This is a genomic window from Amycolatopsis palatopharyngis (genome assembly GCF_003385185.1).
Classification (GTDB): domain Bacteria; phylum Actinomycetota; class Actinomycetes; order Mycobacteriales; family Pseudonocardiaceae; genus Amycolatopsis; species Amycolatopsis palatopharyngis.
Genome location: NZ_PQHZ01000009.1, coordinates 176252 through 194951, shown reverse-complemented (window position 1 = coordinate 194951; position 18700 = coordinate 176252). Strand labels below are relative to the sequence as shown.

The 18700-nt window shown below is 66.8% G+C and carries 15 protein-coding genes; 8 read left to right on the top strand and 7 right to left on the bottom strand.

Annotated features, from left to right (window positions below; all coding sequences use genetic code 11):
- Positions 1–1139: 1139 nt before the first annotated feature.
- Positions 1140–2024, bottom strand: a complete 885-nt coding sequence (locus D0C15_RS09920; protein ID WP_116043168.1) for a DNA-processing protein DprA — start codon at positions 2022–2024, stop codon at positions 1140–1142.
- A gap of 253 nt (positions 2025–2277) precedes the next feature.
- Between D0C15_RS09920 and D0C15_RS09915 the strand changes: the two genes are divergently transcribed.
- Positions 2278–3567, top strand: coding sequence for an Nramp family divalent metal transporter (locus tag D0C15_RS09915; protein ID WP_116043166.1), 1290 nt, complete (start codon positions 2278–2280; stop codon positions 3565–3567).
- 28 nt (positions 3568–3595) lie between these two features.
- Here the strand turns inward: D0C15_RS09915 and D0C15_RS09910 are convergent, their stop codons facing one another.
- The 6 genes from D0C15_RS09910 to D0C15_RS09885 all read right to left on the bottom strand — a co-directional run bounded on the left by D0C15_RS09910 (position 3596) and on the right by D0C15_RS09885 (position 11635).
- Positions 3596–4477 carry an LLM class F420-dependent oxidoreductase gene (locus D0C15_RS09910; protein ID WP_116043164.1) on the bottom strand — a complete coding sequence of 294 codons (882 nt, stop codon included), beginning with the start codon at positions 4475–4477 and terminating at the stop codon, positions 3596–3598.
- A 116-nt stretch (positions 4478–4593) separates the two neighbouring features.
- Positions 4594–6417 (bottom strand): phosphoenolpyruvate carboxykinase (GTP), encoded by a 1824-nt coding sequence (locus D0C15_RS09905; protein ID WP_116043162.1) that lies wholly within the window; start codon positions 6415–6417, stop codon positions 4594–4596.
- A 447-nt stretch (positions 6418–6864) separates the two neighbouring features.
- Positions 6865–7575 (bottom strand): DUF6802 family protein, encoded by a 711-nt coding sequence (locus tag D0C15_RS09900; protein WP_116043160.1) that lies wholly within the window; start codon positions 7573–7575, stop codon positions 6865–6867.
- 127 nt (positions 7576–7702) lie between these two features.
- Positions 7703–9544 carry a dynamin family protein gene (locus tag D0C15_RS09895; RefSeq protein WP_116043158.1) on the bottom strand — a complete coding sequence of 614 codons (1842 nt, stop codon included), beginning with the start codon at positions 9542–9544 and terminating at the stop codon, positions 7703–7705.
- 4 nt (positions 9545–9548) lie between these two features.
- Entirely contained in the window at positions 9549–10052 is a 504-nt protein-coding gene (gene grpE, locus D0C15_RS09890; RefSeq protein WP_116043156.1) for a nucleotide exchange factor GrpE, read from the bottom strand.
- Positions 10052–11635, bottom strand: coding sequence for a dynamin family protein (locus D0C15_RS09885; protein ID WP_116043154.1), 1584 nt, complete (start codon positions 11633–11635; stop codon positions 10052–10054). The genes grpE and D0C15_RS09885 overlap by 1 nt, the downstream gene beginning before the upstream one ends.
- Before the next feature lie 140 nt (positions 11636–11775).
- On the opposite strand from D0C15_RS09885, the gene D0C15_RS09880 reads away from it, so the two are divergent.
- The 7 genes from D0C15_RS09880 to D0C15_RS09850 all read left to right on the top strand — a co-directional run bounded on the left by D0C15_RS09880 (position 11776) and on the right by D0C15_RS09850 (position 18561).
- Positions 11776–12939, top strand: coding sequence for a sensor histidine kinase (locus D0C15_RS09880; protein ID WP_425455377.1), 1164 nt, complete (start codon positions 11776–11778; stop codon positions 12937–12939).
- A 35-nt stretch (positions 12940–12974) separates the two neighbouring features.
- Positions 12975–13631, top strand: a complete 657-nt coding sequence (locus tag D0C15_RS09875) for a response regulator (RefSeq protein WP_116043150.1) — start codon at positions 12975–12977, stop codon at positions 13629–13631.
- A gap of 403 nt (positions 13632–14034) precedes the next feature.
- The gene (locus D0C15_RS09870; RefSeq protein WP_116043148.1) at positions 14035–14982 is read left to right on the top strand and encodes an ABC transporter ATP-binding protein; all 948 of its coding nucleotides are present in this window, start codon (positions 14035–14037) and stop codon (positions 14980–14982) included.
- 38 nt (positions 14983–15020) lie between these two features.
- Complete coding sequence (locus D0C15_RS09865) at positions 15021–15788, top strand: ABC transporter permease (RefSeq protein WP_116043146.1); 768 nt, start codon at positions 15021–15023, stop codon at positions 15786–15788.
- Positions 15789–16052: 264 nt separating this feature from the next.
- Positions 16053–16994 (top strand): ABC transporter ATP-binding protein, encoded by a 942-nt coding sequence (locus tag D0C15_RS09860; protein WP_116043144.1) that lies wholly within the window; start codon positions 16053–16055, stop codon positions 16992–16994.
- Complete coding sequence (locus D0C15_RS09855) at positions 16991–17737, top strand: hypothetical protein (RefSeq protein WP_116043142.1); 747 nt, start codon at positions 16991–16993, stop codon at positions 17735–17737. Before D0C15_RS09860 ends, D0C15_RS09855 begins: the two co-directional genes overlap by 4 nt.
- Positions 17738–18066: 329 nt before the next feature.
- Positions 18067–18561 (top strand): hypothetical protein, encoded by a 495-nt coding sequence (locus D0C15_RS09850; protein ID WP_211323141.1) that lies wholly within the window; start codon positions 18067–18069, stop codon positions 18559–18561.
- Positions 18562–18700: the final 139 nt, after the last annotated feature.

The following is an 18700-nucleotide window of genomic DNA, read 5'->3' as shown; positions in this document are numbered from 1 at the left end:
ACCGACCTCGACAACCTCGCCCTGCTCTGCGAATCCCACCACCGACTCGTCCACCACGCCGGCTGGACCATCACCATGACCACCGGCACCCCCCGATACATCGCACCCGGATGGCTCGACCCCACCCACACACCCCAACGAAACACCGCCCACGACCCACCCCGACGACCAAGGGGCGACCACACCCACCCCAGCTTCAACCCTTGGACACGAAATTGCCATCCCCGCACACGAGATCCCGTTCCCAGCACCTGAGGGGCCGCGCCCCTTCCCTAACGTGTCCGAGTCGTTTCCTAAGGGACGGTAAAGAACCCGCACGACCGCTTTTCGCGCCTACCCGGTTGGCCAGCTCAAATCAAGGGCGACGTTCCCGCGCACGTCACGATCAAAACAGCATTCTTCCCACGACCAGGCGTCGCGTCTCTTGGCCTTCAGCCAGTTCGCGTTATCCTTATGACTCTGGGTGAACCATCGCCCTATTGCCACCCCGCCGACCTTGCGAGCTCCGGCTTGCTTTAGTGCCGCGCTCGCAGACTGCATTTTTGCACCTGTGGTCCAGGTGTCATCAATAACAAGTACGTTGTGGCCACAGACTTCTCGGCTTGCACTGAATCGGTCCTTGGCCTGAGTACGCTGCCCCAAGTCCGTTCGAGCAAGTTCAAGTACGTCAACGACCCTACCTCCGGAGCCAACGACAATCTTTCCCACCAGCGTGTCAAGCGGATGTTCATCGGTCCGGCCACTGGTACTGGGAACAGTTGTGATCAGTTCGAAGCTGTCGACACCGGCGGCGGAAGCAACGCACTTCTCGTGCACCGCCAGCCACCGCCAGAGGGTTGCCGATAGCCCGACAGTACGAGATTGTCTCAGGTACTGCGGTACATTTGATCTTTTATAGGTGTACAGGTCTCTCGCCATCTGGTCGCCGACAGGAGCAAGACTGACAAACGCAGTCGAATCTAATCGAAGATTACGTAAGACCGATCGCGCTTGGTTACATGGATAACACAGGTCGTATCCGTCGTAGACCGCACCACGGCATACTTTGCAAACATCGACTCCGACAGGTGGAACAGAGATCAGATAATGCTCCAGGGGAGCGGAAGCCTCAACTACCGAACGGGGACGGCGATCGGATGTCATTTCCAGATTAATTCCTGCGCCGGCGCGAGTACTTCTGATAGTTGATCCAGTACATCTTCGGGACCGGCCACCACATAGGTCCCAGGCTTTTCTGCGTATTCTCGAGCCCAATCATGCTGAAGTAAACTCTTCAACAAGAAAACCGGTCGTCCGTGCTGAAGGGCTAACCGCGCCTGCATACGAGCGCCGCTTCTCCACGCAGCTTCAACCACCACCGTAGCAGCGGCATATCCGCTCATCACAGCGTTTCTCATCGGAAAACCTGTCTTGCTAGGACTAGCGCTAGGCCAGAACTGTGAAACTACCAAATGCGATTCACTGAGCTTCGCCTGAAGACTCGCATTTTCAGGTGGATATGCATGATTAAGTCCGGTTCCGATTACTGCGACGGTTCGACCACCAGCGCCCAGGGCGCCCTTGTGAGCTGCTGTGTCGATACCCGCAGCGAGCCCACTGATGATGGGAACGTCTCTGCGCGCTAACCCAGTCGCTATTTCTCCAGCACTCCGTACACCCTCCTCCGAAGGCTGTCGGGTGCCGACCACTGCAACCCCGCGCGCGTCGCCCACCTGGAGACTGCCTCGATATAGGAGAAAGGGGGGCCTCTGATGGATGGTAAGTAGCTGTCCCGGGTACTCATCGTCAAGAAGCGTCACCAGGTGAATCCCCTGAGCTTCCCACTCGAGTATCTCATCACGGGCTGCTTCCAGACTCTCCGCGTGATCCGCCTGGAAGAGGTCACCCTGCGTACCCGGAGCGCCCTTCACTAGAACCTCGTACGCGCTTCCGCATGCCTCCACGGCGTCTGCCACGGCTCCCCAGCCGCTCCGGCGATCCCTGAGCAGCGTCAGCAGTGCCGCCTGTTCGGTCATGCGCTCCATGCCCCTACCCTAGGCCCGATCCAGCATCTTTTGCGCTTCTGGGTACTACTACACGTTTAGTCATGCTACCTCGTCCGACCTGCGACGAAGATGCATGATCGAACATACTTTCGATACAGTCGGACGTCCAGCCGTATCGGCGACCGCTCGCGCACCTGGTGCAGCCCCCGTGTCCGAGTCGTTTCCTAAGACGAGGTAAAGAACCCGCACGACCGCTTTCGCTCGCGTTGTGAGCGGGGTTACTTTGCGTCCCATGTCGAACGAAGTGGGTCACGACGCGGTGGCCACACCCCCTGTCGGATGGCGTGCCCGGTTACGCCAGGTCGGTCCCGGAATCATGGCCGCGGCCACTGGTGTCGGCGCGGGCGACCTGGTGGCGACCATGGTCGCCGGATCAAAGTACGGCTACACGCTGCTCTGGGCGGTCCTGGTCGGAACCGTGTTCAAACTGGCGCTGGCCGAGGCCGTCGGCCGGTTCCACCTGACGTCCGGACGCACCATCCTCTCCGGCTGGCGCACCATCGGCCGCTGGGCCTTGGTGTACTTCGGTGTTTACGCGGTCATCTGGGGTTTCGTCTACGGCGCCACCGCGATGTCGAGCTCCGGCCTGCCACTCAACGCGCTCTTCCCAGCCGTCTCGGTGCGGTACTGGGCGATTCTCTGCGGTCTGATCGGCCTCGCGCTGGTCTGGTTCGGTCGTTACGCGGTGATCGAGAAGATCATGACCGTGCTGGTCGGTGTCATGTTCGTGACCGTGGTCGGCACGGCGATAATGGTGGCCCCCAACCTGGCCGATCTCGGCTCTGGCATCGTGCCCCGCCTGCCGGACGGTTCCCTGGTCTACGTGCTCGGGCTCGTCGGCGGCGTCGGCGGAACGATCACGATGGCCGCCTACGGCTACTGGACGCTGGCGAAGGGCTGGCGGTCCTCCGGCTGGTTGTCGATGATGCGTATGGACAACGCGGTCGGCTACATCACCACTGGCATCTTCGTCATCGCGATGCTGGTCGTCGGCGCTGAACTCCTGGCGGGCCAGCAGGTCGTCTCCGGCGACACGGGTCTGCTGTTCCTCGGTGACAAGCTCGCGGCCGACCACGGCCAGTGGGCCAGGATTCCGTTCCTGATCGGGTTCTTCGCGGTCTCCTTCACCTCCCTGATCGGTGTGTGGAACGGCGTCAGCCTGCTCTTCGGTGACTGGTGGCGGACCTGGCGGCTGCCCGCCTCGGCCGCGGAGCAGACCACTGAGGACTACGAGCGGACCGCGGGCGAACGCAGCCCGGCCTTCCGCAGCTACCTGCTGTGGCTGACGTTCCCGCCGATGGCCCTGCTGTTCCTGGACAAGCCCTTCCAGCTCACGGTGATCTACGGCGCGCTGGGTGCACTGTTCATGCCGTTCCTGGCGGGCACCCTGCTGTATCTGCTGAACTCGCGGCGGATGCCGGCCGAGGGCCGGTCGCACTGGGTGTCCAACTTCCTGCTCGGACTGTGCCTCGCGCTGTTCGCCTACCTGGCGGTGAACGAGTTCGTCGGCCTGTTCGACTGACGCCCGACGGCCTGGTGGCTGGTCGATCTCACCGCAGCAGTTCGATCACCGGGGCGAAGGCCTCCAGTTTGTCCTCCAGCACCGTGACATAGCTGAAGCCGAACCGCTCCCGCCGTTCACGGAGCTGCTCGGCCAGCTGGGCAGGGGTGCCCGCCAGAATGGTCGGCACCTCGCCCAGCTGTTCAGCGCTCAGATCCGGGGTCATCGACGCGAACTCCTCCAGCGCGGCACGGCGGTCGCCGGTGACGGCCACCCGCTGAACCAGGATGTTCAGCTCGACGTCATCGGCCCGCGTACCGAGCTGCTTCCTGGCGAAGGCGACCCGTTCGTCCACGCCCTCCGCTGTGTCCAGCCGGGGAAACCTGCCGTCGCCGGCCGCGGCGCCGGTGAATCCGATGATCGCGGCGTGCCGCGCGGCCAGGGTGAGCAGCCGGTCGCCACGTCCAGCCAGCAGCAGCGGCGGCCCGGACGGCTGCGCGGGCCGGGGCTGGTGTCCCGGGTCGGCGAACAGGCGCTCCAGCTCCGTGACCGTGCGGGTCAGGTGGTCGATCCGTTTGCCTGCCCGCTCCCACGGAATGCCGGCCGCCTCGAACTCCTGCTGGACATAGCCCGCGCCGAGCCCGAGTTCGAGACGGCCCTCGGTGAACTGGTCGGTGGCCGCGACCTCCCGGGCCAGCAGCACCGGGTTGTAGAAGGCGGCGTTGAGCACGAAGGTGTTCAGCCGCACCCGCTCGGTGGCCTCGGCAGCCAGCACCAGCGCGGGAAACGGCGCTGGCATGCCCAGATGGTCGGCGATGCCGACGACGTCGTAGCCGAGTTCCTCGGCCCTGCGGCATTTCTGTACCCACCCCGCACGGTCGGTGGGAACGAGCATGTTGACGCCGAAACGGAACGGGTGCGCGGAAGTCATGGTCCACAACTACACCCGCCGCCACCGGGCACGCAGCCGAACACGAACACCCGTCGACGCACGAAGGCCGTCCTGCCCACGAGACGCGGGCAGGACGGCCTTCGGTAACCGTCGGGTCAGCCGAGGCGGTTCCTGAGCGCCTCCAGCTCGTCCCGCATGGTCGAGGGAACCTTGTCGCCGATCTTGGCGAACCACTCCTCGATCAGCGGGATCTCCTGGCGCCACTCGTCGACGTTCACCTCGAGGGCGGCGTCGACGTCCTCGCGCGGCTCCTTGATGCCCTCGATGTCGAGGTCATCGGCGGTGGGAACCAGACCGACCGGGGTGGCGGTGGCGTTCGCCTTGCCCTCGATCCGCTCGATGACCCACTTGAGCACGCGGGAGTTCTCACCGAATCCCGGCCACAGGAAGCGCTTGTCGTCGCCCCTGCGGAACCAGTTGACGTAGAAGATCTTCGGCAGCTTGCTGTCGTCGGCGTTCTTGCCGACCTCGACCCAGTGGTTCAGGTAGTCGCCGACGTGGTAACCCATGAACGGCAGCATCGCCATCGGGTCGCGGCGCACCTCGCCGACCTTGCCCGCGGCCGCAGCGGTCTTCTCCGAGGACATCGTGGCCCCCATGAAGACACCGTGCTGCCAGTCCCGCGCCTCGTTGACCAGCGGGATCGTGGTGGCACGACGGCCACCGAACAGGATCGCCGAGATCGGCACACCCTGCGGGTCGTCCCACTCCGGCGCGAGGATCGGGCACTGCGACATCGGCGTGCAGTACCGCGAGTTCGGGTGCGCGGCCGGCTCCTCGGAGTCCGGGGTCCAGTCCTGCTTCTTCCAGGAGGTGGCGTGCTCCGGCTTGCCCTCCATGCCTTCCCACCACACGTCGCCGTCATCGGTGAGGGCGACGTTGGTGAACACCGAGTTGCCCTGCTCGATTGTCCGCATGGCGTTCGGGTTCGTGTGCCAGTTGGTACCCGGCGCGACCCCGAAGAAGCCGAACTCGGGGTTGACGGCGTAGAGCCTGCCGTCCTTGCCGAACCGCATCCACGCGATGTCGTCGCCGAGGGTCTCGACGCGCCAGCCGGGGATGGTCGGCTCCAGCATCGCGAGGTTGGTCTTGCCGCACGCGCTGGGGAAGGCCGCGGCCATGTAGTAGACCTTGTCCTCCGGCGAGATCAGCTTGAGGATCAGCATGTGCTCGGCGAGCCAGCCCTCGTCGCGCGCCATCACCGAAGCGATACGCAGCGAGTAGCACTTCTTGCCGAGCAGCGAGTTGCCGCCGTAGCCGGAGCCGTAGCTCCAGATCATCCGCTCCTCGGGGAAGTGGGTGATGTACTTCGTCTCGCTGCAGGGCCAGGCCACATCGGCCTGACCGGGCTCGAGCGGCGCGCCGACCGAGTGCAGTGCGGGCACGAACTCGCGCTCGCTGCCGTCCGCGGTGACGAACTTCTCCAGCGCCTTGCTCCCCATCCGGGTCATCACCCGCATCGAGGCGACGACGTAGGCGAAGTCGGTGATCTCGATGCCGAGCTTGGGGTTGTCGTCCCCGAGTGGTCCCATGCAGAACGGGATGACGTACATCGTCCGGCCTCGCATGCAGCCCCGGTAGAGCTCCTGCATGGTGGCCTTCATCTCGTCCGGCTGCATCCAGTTGTTCGTCGGACCCGCGTCGGACTCGTTCTGCGAACAGATGAAGGTGCGCTCCTCCACGCGCGCGACGTCCTCGGGGTCGGAGGCTGCCCAGTACGAGTTGGGCTTCGACTTCAGCGGCACGAACGTGCCGGCTTCGACGAGTTCGGCGTTGATCCGAGCGGCTTCTTCGTCGGAGCCGTCCACCCACACCACTCGGTCCGGGTTGGTCAGCTCAGCGACCTCCCGCACCCATGACAGCACTCGACTGTGTGAGGTCGGCGCGCTGTCCAGCCCGGGGATGGCAACTGCAGTCATCTCTTCTCCTGACTCCCGACGACAGAAGCCCACACCGAACGACAAGTCCGGGGCGGGCTCCCTTGCCGGCGACCGAATGGCTATCGCACACCGGGCCGGCCGGCGTGCTGGATTTTTGGGGATTTCTCGAGAGTAGCCGGGTGACCGGCAGGTAACCGATACCTAGCCTGTCGGTTCTCTCACAAGAACGATCAGGGAATCGATTCAGTTGTCGCTGAATGGGGGCAAGGCCTCAGATCTTTCGGCGGCCGAGTGGGACGATTCGCCCCAACAGGAAAAGCCCGGCGCGAGCGATCGCGCCGGACTCTGTCGTTCTTCTGTTCGCGACGTGCAGCTAACTGCTCCATCGCTGCCGAAGGCTGCGTGAAGGTGAGGTGTGGCGCGCCCACTCGCGAACGCGGCCGCGGGTCGCCTGCGGTGTCGATCGCGCGCTGCAATGAACGCTGCTCAGTTCTGGCTGATCCACTGCCCGGTCGTCGAGTCGATCCGGGCCACGCCCTCGACGTGTTCGGTGTTCCCCTGCACCACACCCCAGGCCGCGTCGCTCGCGCCCGCGGCGATACCGCTGTCCCCGACGGCGTTGTTCGTCGCGCCGGTCTCGGTCCACTCGCCGTCGCCGGTGTGCTCGTACGTGGTCGACTCACCGTTCTGGTCGATGATCACCGCGACATCGGCCTCGCCGTCGGCGTCGACGTCGGTGAAGGCGGTGGTGACGCCGTTCTCGTCCTGCACGACCGCGGTGTCGTTGACGCCGTCTTCGTTGGTGTCGACTGTGGCGGGTCCGACCTCGACCTGACCGTCGGGCAGGTCCGCGGTCATCGGGCCCGCGGACCCGGTCTGGGGGTCACTCGAATCGCCCGCTCCCGGGTCGATCGCGACCCAGTCCCCGGTGGCCTCGTCGAACTCCGCGTGGGTGACGACCTCGCCCTGCGCGTCGAGTTGGATGTACTCATCGGCCTGGTCGTCACCGTCGGAGTCGATGAACGCCTGACCACTGCCGTCCGCGTGCTCGATGATCGCGGTGTCCTCGACACCGTCTTCGTCGATGTCGAAGTTGATCTCGGCGACGTACTCCTCGCCCTCGACGCTGACGGTGATCTCGTCCGAGCTACCGGTGGTGCCGGTGGTGTCCGTCGCGCCACTCTCGTCGACCCACACTGGGAACTCCCCCTCGGGTTACCGGCTGTCGCCGGAGTATTCAGGACCTGCGTCTTCGCTTATCCGCGGATATGACTCACCGTATGCCGCTTCGGTTCCACCGCACAACAGCCCGACCCGGCAGTGGTCACGACCCGTCACGCAGGCTGCGGATCCTGGTCAGGAAGCTCTCCGCACGATCACGTGCCTCACTGACCTCCTTGATCCGCCTGGTCACGACGGACAGGTTCTTCGAACGCTCCTGCGCATCCATCTTGATCGTCCTGTCGACGTCCTTCAGTTCGGCCTCGATGCCCTCGATCCGCCTCCCGAGTGCCTCGTCCAGCGCGAGCGAGAGCTGCTGCTCCGCCTCGATCAGCTGCTCCGCGACCAGTTGATCCAGCGTCGAGCGGGCGTCGGCGATGGACTCCACCAGCCACTGCTTCATGTGCTGCTTGTCGGCTGCGTGCCTGCGGGTGCGGGCCATCCACCAGCCCGCGCCGAGCCCGATCACGATGGTCGCGGGCAGGATCACCGGGTTCAGCAGTGCCACCCCGGCCAGCGGCGCGGCGGCCAGCTTGCCCGCGCCGACACCGCCGGACACACCCATGAAGACCAGCAGTTTGTCCTCTGCGCTCGGCGGCCGCCGATCCGGTGGGCGCAGCACGACCGGTGGCCCGCCCGCCCTGGCGAACTGCGCCCGGATGACGTCGAGCTCCTCGGCGGAGAACAGCTCGGCCAGCGCGATGTCGGTGACCCGGTTGAGCCGATGCGCCAGCATCGTGGAGACACGCTGCGAGATCGACTGCAGCGCCGCGTCCACCTGCTGCGGCATCGCGGCCAGCTGCTCGCGTTTCGCCGCGTCGATCCGCTGCCGGAACCAGGACTGGGCGTCGCGCATCTGCCTGCTGCCCTCGTGCCCGATCTCCACGCGGGTGCGCTGCACCTCGCCGCGCAACCGCAGCTGCCAGCCCCGGGTGGAGGAACGCCGTTCGGCGGCCAGCTGATCCCTGCGCTCGCGCAGCGCCGCGGCCTCCTCCTCGCCCGCGGACAGCGCCCTGCGCTCGGTTTGCAACCTCGAGTGCTGCTCGCCGAGTGCGCTGGACAACGCCCGGAGCGTGTTCGCCTCGCCGAGCATCGCCGACCGCCCGACCAGCAGTTCCTGCACCGCGGTCTGCAACTCGGCCACCCCGGACTTCTCCCGCAGCATGGCCGCGGCCTGCTCGTTCGGCGCCTTGTCCGCCATCTCGAACATCCGTGCCGACACGGCGTGAATCGGGGAGTTCGCGAACCTGGGCGCGTGCTCAGTCAACAGCTCGCGGTCGGCGTCGAGTACCTGTCGCCAGCCCCGGAACTGGTCGGTCTTGGACAGCGCGAAGATCACCGTCTCCACCCGGTCGCCCATGTTGCGCAGGAACTGCAGCTCACTGGAGGTGAACGGCGAGGACGCGTCCACCACGAACAGCAGTGCGGTGGCATTGGCCGCCGCTTCCATGGCAAGTTCGGCGTGCGCCGCCTCCAGCCCGCCGACGCCCGGGGTGTCGACGACGGTCACCCGCTCCAGCAGCGGAACCGGCCCGGCCACCTCGACGTAGCGCGGCGGGATCTGCCCCTCGGGTAACTCGTGGTTCACCGACACCCAGCGGACCAGGTCGGCGGGCTCGATCGCCACCGGAGCGAGCTGACCCGGGTAGCAGGCCTGCGCCGTCCACTGCTCGTCGTGGTCGAACACCAGGTAGGTGGAGGTGGCCACCTCGGCGTCCACAGGAGACAACCCCGGCCTGGCCAGCAGGGCATTGACCAGCGAACTCTTCCCTCGGTTCGTCTCACCGACGACAACGACCGAGGGCTTCTTCGGGCGGGCGCGGCGCAGATCGTCAACCCATTTCGCGGCCTGCGGGTCGAGGTCCCGCAGCAGCGAAAGCAGGGCTTCCCGCGCTTGCTTGACCTGCGCGGGCAGCGCGGGCTTGCCGAGCGACGGCGCCGTCATCGACTCACCGCCTGGTGTAGACGATGACGATTGGCGCCCGCAACAGCCGGCCGCGGTCGGCGAATCCGACGACCTCGGTCTCGGCGACGGTGCCCTCGAGCCCGGCGTCACCGGTCGGCACCGCACCACCCGCCTCGTGCAGCGCCGGGTCGAACCGCTGGCCGTCCGGGCGCATCGCGGTCACTCCGATCGCGGCGAGGCCCTGCTCCAGCCGCTCCGCGACTCCGCCGCTGCGCGCCCTGTCCATCGCGTACAAGCAGAGCTGGATCAGCGCCTTACGATCGGCGAGCGCCTGGTCCAGGTCGTCGGCGACGCCGGGGCCGGCCAGTCCTACGGGCTCCACATCCGGTTCCGACGCTTCGGTACGCGGCCCGGTTCCGTCCGCCTCCTCGATGATCCTGGAAAGGTCGGCGCCGGGAATCTGGCCTGTCGGCGCGTCGAGAGCCTCCTCGGATACGTCGCCGGTCGCCTCGGAATCAGCGCCGGTCCTGCGGAACCATGCAGCCATCATCGGCCTCCTGCCGGGTCGCGAAGCTGCTGCCAGATGAGGAAGTACGCCCGGTGCACCACGTGCGCGACCCGGCTCTGCGCCGGAGTGGCACCGAAAGAGGCGAACGAACGCCACCAGCCCGCCCGTTCCAGTGCGTGCGCGGCCAGTTCGGGCCTGCCTGCTCCAGGCATTCCGAGCTGGGCGCCGAGATCGGCGTTGCTGCCCACCCGCAGCACCTCCTCGGCCAGGTCCTCGGGCATGTCAACCGCGCCTGCGGCCACCAGCGTCAACGCCTCCAGCAGCCGCAGCTGGTGGGCTTCGGGCTTGGCCAGCAGGACCTCGATCGCGTCGTGCACCCGTTGGCGTTCGGCGGGGTCGCCCGATGCCTGCGCGAGCGCGGTCACCGAGGCCAGCGCGGCAGCGGCCTTGATGCCGTCGGCACGCGCGGCGAACACGACGCCGAGCCGTGCGCGGACCTCGGCGAGCCCGGAGGCGTCGAGCAGCGTGCGTCGCAGCGCACCCGCCGTGATCTCCGGATCGGCGCGGATCGCCTCGGTCGCTCGGCGGATGCCGTAGAGGTCGAGTTTTTCCAGCAGGCGCAGCCGGGTTCCGGAGGGCACGTCGCATTCCCAGCTCGTGAAGATGTCCGCGGAGATCAGCATGGTCTCCAGCACGTCGTCCTCGAGCGCGGCCACCTGACGCAGGGCTTCGGCATCGGCGGAGGTGAAGGCGCCGGACTCCGCCGACTCGGCGAGCAGCCCGATCACCGGCAGCACGTCGGCCACCCTCGGTTTGAGCATCGCTGCCTGCTTCTCGGCGAGCGTCGTCGCCGCGGCCCAGACCGGGTCCGCCGCCTTGTCGGCCCCGGCGACCGACTCGGGTGCGATCGTGTCGGCCTTGTTCAGCACGGCGATGGCGTTCACCGGCCCTGCCTCCCGGCTGGCGGTGGCCGCGGTGAAGGACGCGAGGGCCTGCTCGTCGTCGGCGCGAATGCCCTGGGTCACCACGTAGAGCACGGCTTCGGCACCTGCGACCGCGCTGCGGGAGGTGTCGTCGAGCTCGTCGGAACCCTCCTCTTCGCTGTCTTCGCCGTTCTTGCGGGCACCAAGGAGCTGCTCGGTCCTCGATACGGAGGCGGCGTCGAGGGAACCGAGGCCGGGAGTGTCGATCACGGTCATGTTCTGCAGCACAGCGCTGGTCAGGTAGGCCTCGACGTGCGAGACGGTGCCGATGTCCACACCCAGTTCGGCGGGGATCATTCCGTCAGCGGCGAAGGGCAGTACCTGCTTGCGGCCGTCGGTGAGGACCACCTCGATCCGGTCCACCGTGCCGTACTGGAAGCGGGTGACCAGCCTGGTGCACTCGCCCACGTCGGTGGGCGCGACCCTGCGCCCGATCAACGCGTTGACCAGGGTGGACTTCCCGGACTTGATCCGGCCCGCGACGGCGACCTGCAGTGGCCCTCCGAGCCTGCGCAGTACCTCGGCGAATCCCGCCGCCGTACGTGCGGACACCTGGGGCTGCAACCTGCGGCAAAGATTGGCCACCGAGGTCGAGAGCGGACCGGCGAGCCGACCCTGCTCCGTTCCCACTGCCGTCACGCCGTCCTCCCCATCACGTCGTCCGCGAGCAGAATCGTGCCACGCTCATCCTCCGGTCGCACCGACGGTGCTACCGCCGGCTGACGCGCGGATACCAGGGGACAACCTAGTGTGATGGCGTGCGGCGGCTGAGTATGTGGATGCGGACGCACCCCATGGTCGGCGACAGCCTGATCGCGGGGCTGCTCCTGCTCATCGATGCGGCCATTCTCGTGTTGGCGCGCTTCGAGCCGGGCAGCTCGCCAGGCCCGTGGTACGTCGCCCTGCCGATCGACCTGCTGCTGGTGCTGCCGCTGGTCTTCCGGCGAAGGCACCCGGTGGTCGTCGCCTATCTGGTGCTGCTGATCGGAATCCCGCACGCGGCACTCGAACTCGGCCTCGCCTCGCTGATCGCGGGCGCGATCAGCGTGTACAGCGTGGTGGTCTACAGCGGACGCAAGCAGGGTGCCATCTACCTGCTCGCCAGCCTTCTGTCGTCCGGAGTGCAGACATACGTCCAGTTCCACGACCAGTGGATGATCAACTCGATCATCCTCGTGCTGGTGTACGCGTTCTGCTGGGCGCTCGGTGAGTTCGCCGGCGCCCGCCGCGCCTACCAGGCCGAACTCGAGGCACGGTTGCATCTACTGGAAACCGAACGGGACCAGGCGAGCCGGATCGCCGTGGCCGAGGAGCGCAGCCGGATCGCTCGCGAGCTGCACGACGTGGTGGCGCACGCGGTGAGCGTGATGGTGGTGCAGGCCGACGGCGCCTCGTACGCGATCAGGACCGACCCCACTTTGGCGGAACGGGCGGCGCGGACGATCTCGGACACCGGACGCGGGGCGCTCGCGGAACTGCGGAGGCTGCTCGACGTGTTGCGCAACGAGGACGCGAACGGTGAACCGAGGGTGCCGCAGCCTGGCACGGAAGCCCTTGGCGAGCTGGCCGAGCGGATCCGCGCCGCCGGAGTACCCGTACGGCTTGAACTGGGTGACGGGCTCGCGGAGCTGCCGACGGGGGTGGCCCTTGGGGTGTACCGGATCGTGCAGGAGTCGTTGACGAACACGCTGAAACACGCCGGTCCCGGTGCGGCGGCCGAGGTGCGCGTATCGCGTCGCGGGGACGAGGTGCGGGTCGAGGTGTCCGACGACGGGGCGGGAAAGGCGCGCGCCCTGGTACCCGGCACGGACGCGTCCTCGGTCTCGGGCGGCAACGGGCTGATCGGTATGCGCGAGCGGGCGAACGTGTTCGGTGGCACGCTCGACGTCGGGCCGAATCCCGGCGGTGGGTGGCGGGTACGAGCGACACTGCCGACACCGTGATCCCCGCCGACGCACTTACTACCGCGGAGGCGGCAATGATCTCTGTAGTTGTGGTCGACGACCAGGAGCTGATGCGGGCGGGTTTCCGCATGGTCCTCGGCGCACACCCCGACCTGGAGATCGTGGGGGAGGCAGGCGACGGTGCGCAGGCGGTCGAGCTGGCCGAACGACTGCGACCCGACGTAGTGCTGATGGATGTCCGGATGCCGGTGCTCGACGGCGTCGAGGCGACGAAACGCATCGTTGAAGCGGGATCCTCGCGGGTGCTGGTGATGACGACGTTCGATCTGGACGAGTACGTCTACTCGGCGCTACAGGGCGGTGCCAGCGGTTTCCTGCTCAAGGACACGCCGCCCGATCACCTGGTGTCAGCCCTGCGGGCGGTGGCGAGCGGCGACGCGGTGGTCTCGCCCAGCGTCACGCGCAGATTGCTGGACCGGTTCATCGGCAAGGGTGGCGGCCCGATCCGGGACAGCGCGGTGCTGGACCTGCTGACCGACCGCGAGCGGGAGGTGCTGTTGCTGATCGCGAAGGGACTGTCGAACACCGAGATCGCGGCGACGCTCTTCCTCTCGGAGGCCACGGTCAAGACGCACGTCGGCCGCATCCTGTCCAAACTAGACCTCCGCGACCGGGTGCAGGCTGTCGTCCTCGCCTACGAAACCGGCCTGACCCGCCCCGGCCTCGCCTGATCGGGTCCCCCACCTCGCACTTTCCCGGGAAAGCGCGGTAGTTGCGCGCACACGTATCGCGCTTTCCCGGGAAAGTGCGAGGACGGGTTGGGGACGTGGCTAGGGTGGGATTCGGGGATACTGGTGGGCAGGCGATAGTCGGGGGACTGGGGGTTGGGGATTCAGGGTGGAGTCAGGGTCATCACTGATCGCGTTCGGTGTCTGGACCCGGCAAGCTACCTCTGCAGGCGGGGAGGAAGTTCGGCCCACAGGATGACGCGGCCGGACCGGCTCGTCCGAGAAGATGCTGTTGTCGCGACAAAGCCGATGCGTGTGGTGCAGCCCGCCGCGGCGAATGAGGCGAGAACACAGAGTTTTGTACAGCGAGCGTAACTGCGGGGGCAGGCGCATCCGAGGAGGAAAGATGATCGAGGCACGAGGCCTCACCAAACGGTACGGCAAGACACTGGCGGTGGACGACCTGTCTTTCAGTGTCGAAACCGGCCGTGTCACCGGATTCCTCGGGCCGAACGGCGCGGGAAAGTCGACCACGATGCGGATGATCCTGGGGTTGGACAACCCGACGGCGGGGGATGTCACGATCGGCGGGAAGAAGTACCACGATCTGCACCATCCACTCCGGACTGTCGGCGCCCTGCTCGACGCGAAGTGGGTACACCCGAACCGCTCCGCCCGGGCTCATCTCGCCTGGATGGCCAAGTCGAACAAGCTGCCGGCCCGCAGGGTGGACGAGGTGCTCGACCTCGTCGGTCTCAGCTCCGTCGCCGGCAAGAGGGCGGGTGGCTTCTCGCTCGGTATGTCTCAGCGACTCGGTATCGCGGCGGCCCTGCTCGGTGACCCCGAGGTGCTGTTGTTCGATGAGCCGGTGAACGGCCTCGACCCCGAGGGCATCCTCTGGATTCGCAAGTTCATGCATCGCCTGGCGGACGAGGGTCGCACCGTTTTCGTGTCCAGTCACCTGCTCTCGGAAATGGCGCTCACCGCGAGCGAGCTCGTGGTGATCGGCAAGGGGAAGCTGATCTCGCAGAGCAGCACGAAGGAATTCGTCGCACGGGCTTCCGAGAACACCGTCAAGGTGCGCAGCCCGCAGCTGACGCAACTGCGCGACGCACTGCGGCAGGCGAGTGCCGAGCTCAACGACACCGATGACGGCATCCTCGTGTCCGGAATGGACAGCGAGAAGATCGGTGAAATGGCCGCGACCAGTGGCATCGTGCTGCACGAGCTGAGCCCACAGCAGGGCTCGCTGGAACAGGCCTTCATGCAGATCACCGGCGACTCCGTCGAGTACCACACCGGACTGGAAGCCGAAGTGCAGCAGGTCGTCGGCGCCACTCCCGCCGCCAACTGACTGTCAGTACAGCAACTTTCGAGGATTAGAGAAGACTCATGACTCTGCTCGCAGTGGAACGCATCAAGTTGTTCACCACGCGATCTCCGTGGTGGTGTGCGCTGATCACCCTGGTGATCACCGTCGGCTTCACCGCGCTGGTGGTGGGCAACGCCGACGCGCAGTTCCCCGCCACCGTCGCGACGACCCAGTTCGCCTACAGCTTCGGCCTCGCCGTGATCATGGTGCTCGCCGCACTCGCGGTCACCACCGAGTACCGCTTCGGCACCATCCGCACCACTTTCCAGGCGGTCCCGCACCGCAGTTCCGCCCTGCTCGCGAAAACCGGCGTAGTCGCACTGCTCGCATTCGTCATCGGCGAGGTGTCGGCGTTCGGTTCCTGGGGACTCTCGCTGATCATGCAGCCGGACTTCGACCTCAAGCTGAACAGCGCGGCGGACTGGATCAACGTCGCCGGTGTCGGCCCGGTCTACGCGTTCGCCGCCGTGATCGCGATCGCGGTCGGCATCCTGATCCGGCACAGCGCGGGCGCCATCTCGCTCCTGCTGATCTACACCCTTGCGGTGGAAAGCCTGGTGCAGCTGATTCCGAGCATCGTTGACGACATCTACAAGTGGATGCCCTTCAACGCCGCCAACAAGTTCCTCACCGGCGACGGGGCGTCCAACGCGGGCCGCGACGTGGCCGCGGGGGCGCCGCTGTCGAGCACACCGCTGAGCCCCGGTTGGGCGCTGGCCTACTTCGCCGGTATCGCACTGGTCATGCTGGCCATCGCACTGACCGCGGCGAACAAACGGGACGCCTGACAGGACAAGCCACACAGGAAACTCCGGCAGTCGTCGCGGATATTCGGGGCGCGACAGCTTGCGGGGTAAGGGGTTGCGCGGATAGGGACTGCCGTCGCGCAGCAGGCATTCGCCCTATCCGCGCAACCGGTAAGGGGAAATGAGGTCCGGGTCGCCTTCGGGGGGCGACCCGGACCTCGCTCTGTCACCCGGTTCACGACAGAGCTCGACTGCTGGCAGGATCTCTGAGTACGCCACACTTACCGGCGCACCGGGGGTAAATCGATGATCGAAGCCAGGGGACTGACCAAACGGTACGGCTCGACACTCGCCGTGGACGATCTGTCCTTCACCGTCAACGCCGGCCGGGTCACCGGCTTCCTCGGCCCGAACGGGGCCGGCAAATCGACCACCATGCGGATGATGCTCGGCCTGGACAACCCGACCTCGGGACAGGTCCGGTTCGACGGCAAGCACTACCGCGACCTCGAACAGCCGTTGCACACCGTCGGCGCACTTCTCGAGGCAGGCTGGCGCCACCCGGGCCGCTCGGCCCGCAACCACCTGCTGTGGATCGCCGCCTCGAACGGTATTCCGGACAGCAGGGTGGACGAGGTGCTCGACGTCGTCGGGCTGACGTCGGTCGCCAGGAAACGCGCTGGTGGCTTCTCCCTCGGCATGCTGCAGCGGCTCGGCATCGCCTGCGCACTGCTCGGTGACCCCCAGGTGCTGCTGTTCGACGAACCGGTGAACGGCCTCGATCCCGAGGGCATCCACTGGATTCGCCAGCTCATGCACACCCTCGCCGACCAGGGCCGCACAGTGTTCGTCTCCAGCCACCTGCTCTCGGAGATGGCGCAGACCGCGCAGGACCTGGTGGTGATCGGCAAGGGCAAGCTGATCTACCAGGGGACCACCGAGGACTTCGTCGAGCGGGCGACCGAGGACAGGGTGCGGGTGCGCAGCCCGCATCTGCCGGTACTGCGGGAGGCCCTCGAACGCAAGGGGGCCGCCTTCACGGCCACCGACGACGACGCACTCGACGTCTCCGGGATGAGCAGTGACGAACTGGGCGAGCTCGCCTTCACCGCCCACGCGACCCTGCACGAACTGAGCCCGCACCGCGGGTCGCTGGAGCAGGCCTTCATTCAGCTCACCGGGGACTCGGTGGAGTACGCGGCACACGAACCGGCGATCGACGCCGGCGAGACGCGGGTGAAGTCATGACACTGCTCAGGGTTGAGCGGATCAAGCTGTTCAGCACGCGCGCACCGTGGTGGTGCACCGGGATCGCGGTGGCCGCCTCGCTCGGGTTCGCCGCGTTGTTCGTGGGTCTCGCGGGCGACCAGATCGACCTGACGGTGTCCAGCTCACAGATCGGTTCGTCCTTCGGGCGGGTGGTGATCCTCGTGCTCGCGGTGATCGCCGCGGCCGGCGAGTACAACTGGGGCACCATTCGCACCACGTTCCAGGCCGTACCGAAGCGTTTCCCGGCCCTGCTGGCCAAGGCCGTGGTGGTGAGCGTCTGGTGCGCCCTGCTCGGCCTGGTCATCGGTTTCGCCTCATGGGGCCTCGCGCTGCTGCTGCGACCCGGGGCCGACCTCGCGCTGAACTCGGCCGCGGACTGGCGTGCGGTCGCGGGGCAGGGCGTGGTCTACCTGATGAGCGCATCCGCGGGTGTCGGCCTCGGCCTGCTGCTGCGGAGCACGGCGATGGCACTGGGTGTCGCACTGGTGTGGACGCAGCTGGTGGAGGGGCTGGTCGTGCTGATCCCCGGTATCGGGACCGATCTGTACCAATGGATGCCGTTCTTCGCGGCCGACCAGTTCATCGGCGCCGAGTTCGCCCGCAGCACGCTTGGCCTCGGCGACATGCCGATGAGTCCGCTGGCGTACGGCGGTTACTTCGCCGCGATCTGCCTCGCTCTGCTCGCAGCCGGAATCCTGGCCGCGACCAGGAAAGACGCCTGAGCGAACCCCAGCAGCCGGGGCGGTCCCCGGAGTCGATGCCTGTACTCGTTGTGTCACCTCGGCATTGCAGCAGGTAACAAATTGGCGTCGGGCAACGATGTGGAAGGTGTACTACCTCACCCGGGGCGTTAAGACCACGTAAAGCGGTTGTGGTCTGCCCCACTCGGAGCAGACGGGGTGCCGTTGACCAGGTGTTATTGACACAAGGTGACATGGCAGCAGACCCGTCACGGACTCTACGGAGGTGACCCTTGACGGTGGTTGATCTCGGAGCACGTGCCAAACGTCCAGTACCAGCCGAAGCCGTTCGCCCACCGCGGCTGGAACCCATGCTCGGCCTCGAATGGTCCCAAGCGATCGAACTTCCGCGCGTCGCCGCCTCGGCCACCCGTCCCGCGGAGATCCGCAAGGCCTGGATACATCGCGCACCGCAGGAGCACGTGCTGTCGCTGTTCCGGGCTGCCTGCGCGGGCGGGAAACCGGTGCCCGCACCCTGGTGGCTGCGCGCGCTCGCCGTGGGAGATCTGGCGAGCCGTAGTGACGGATTCCGGATCGAGGACCGCATCGCACAACTTCTCAGCAGGCGGCCGGGCTGGGAATACGTGCCATGGGCATCCGACGGCGAGTCCGGGTACTGGGAGTTCATGCCTTCCGAACGCGGCGCCGCGGGTCACGCCAATCCCACGACGGTACTGAACACCGATCGCCACTCCGGCTGGATCGACGTTCTGCCCGCGCACAGCGGGCAGGCTCCCGAACCGATCGCCGTCGCGGGGCTGGCCGGCCTGCGTGCCCGGCTGGGGGAGTTCGAAGCGGTGCGCTGAGGCCCCGTTATCGTCGCCGAGTGGATAACGACGAAGTCCCGCTATCGAGACGACAGGGCGTCAAGCAGCAGAAGGGGACTGTCCCCGGAAGTCAGAGCCCTGGCGACGCGATCGCGGACCTGAGTTCGCGGCAGGGCAG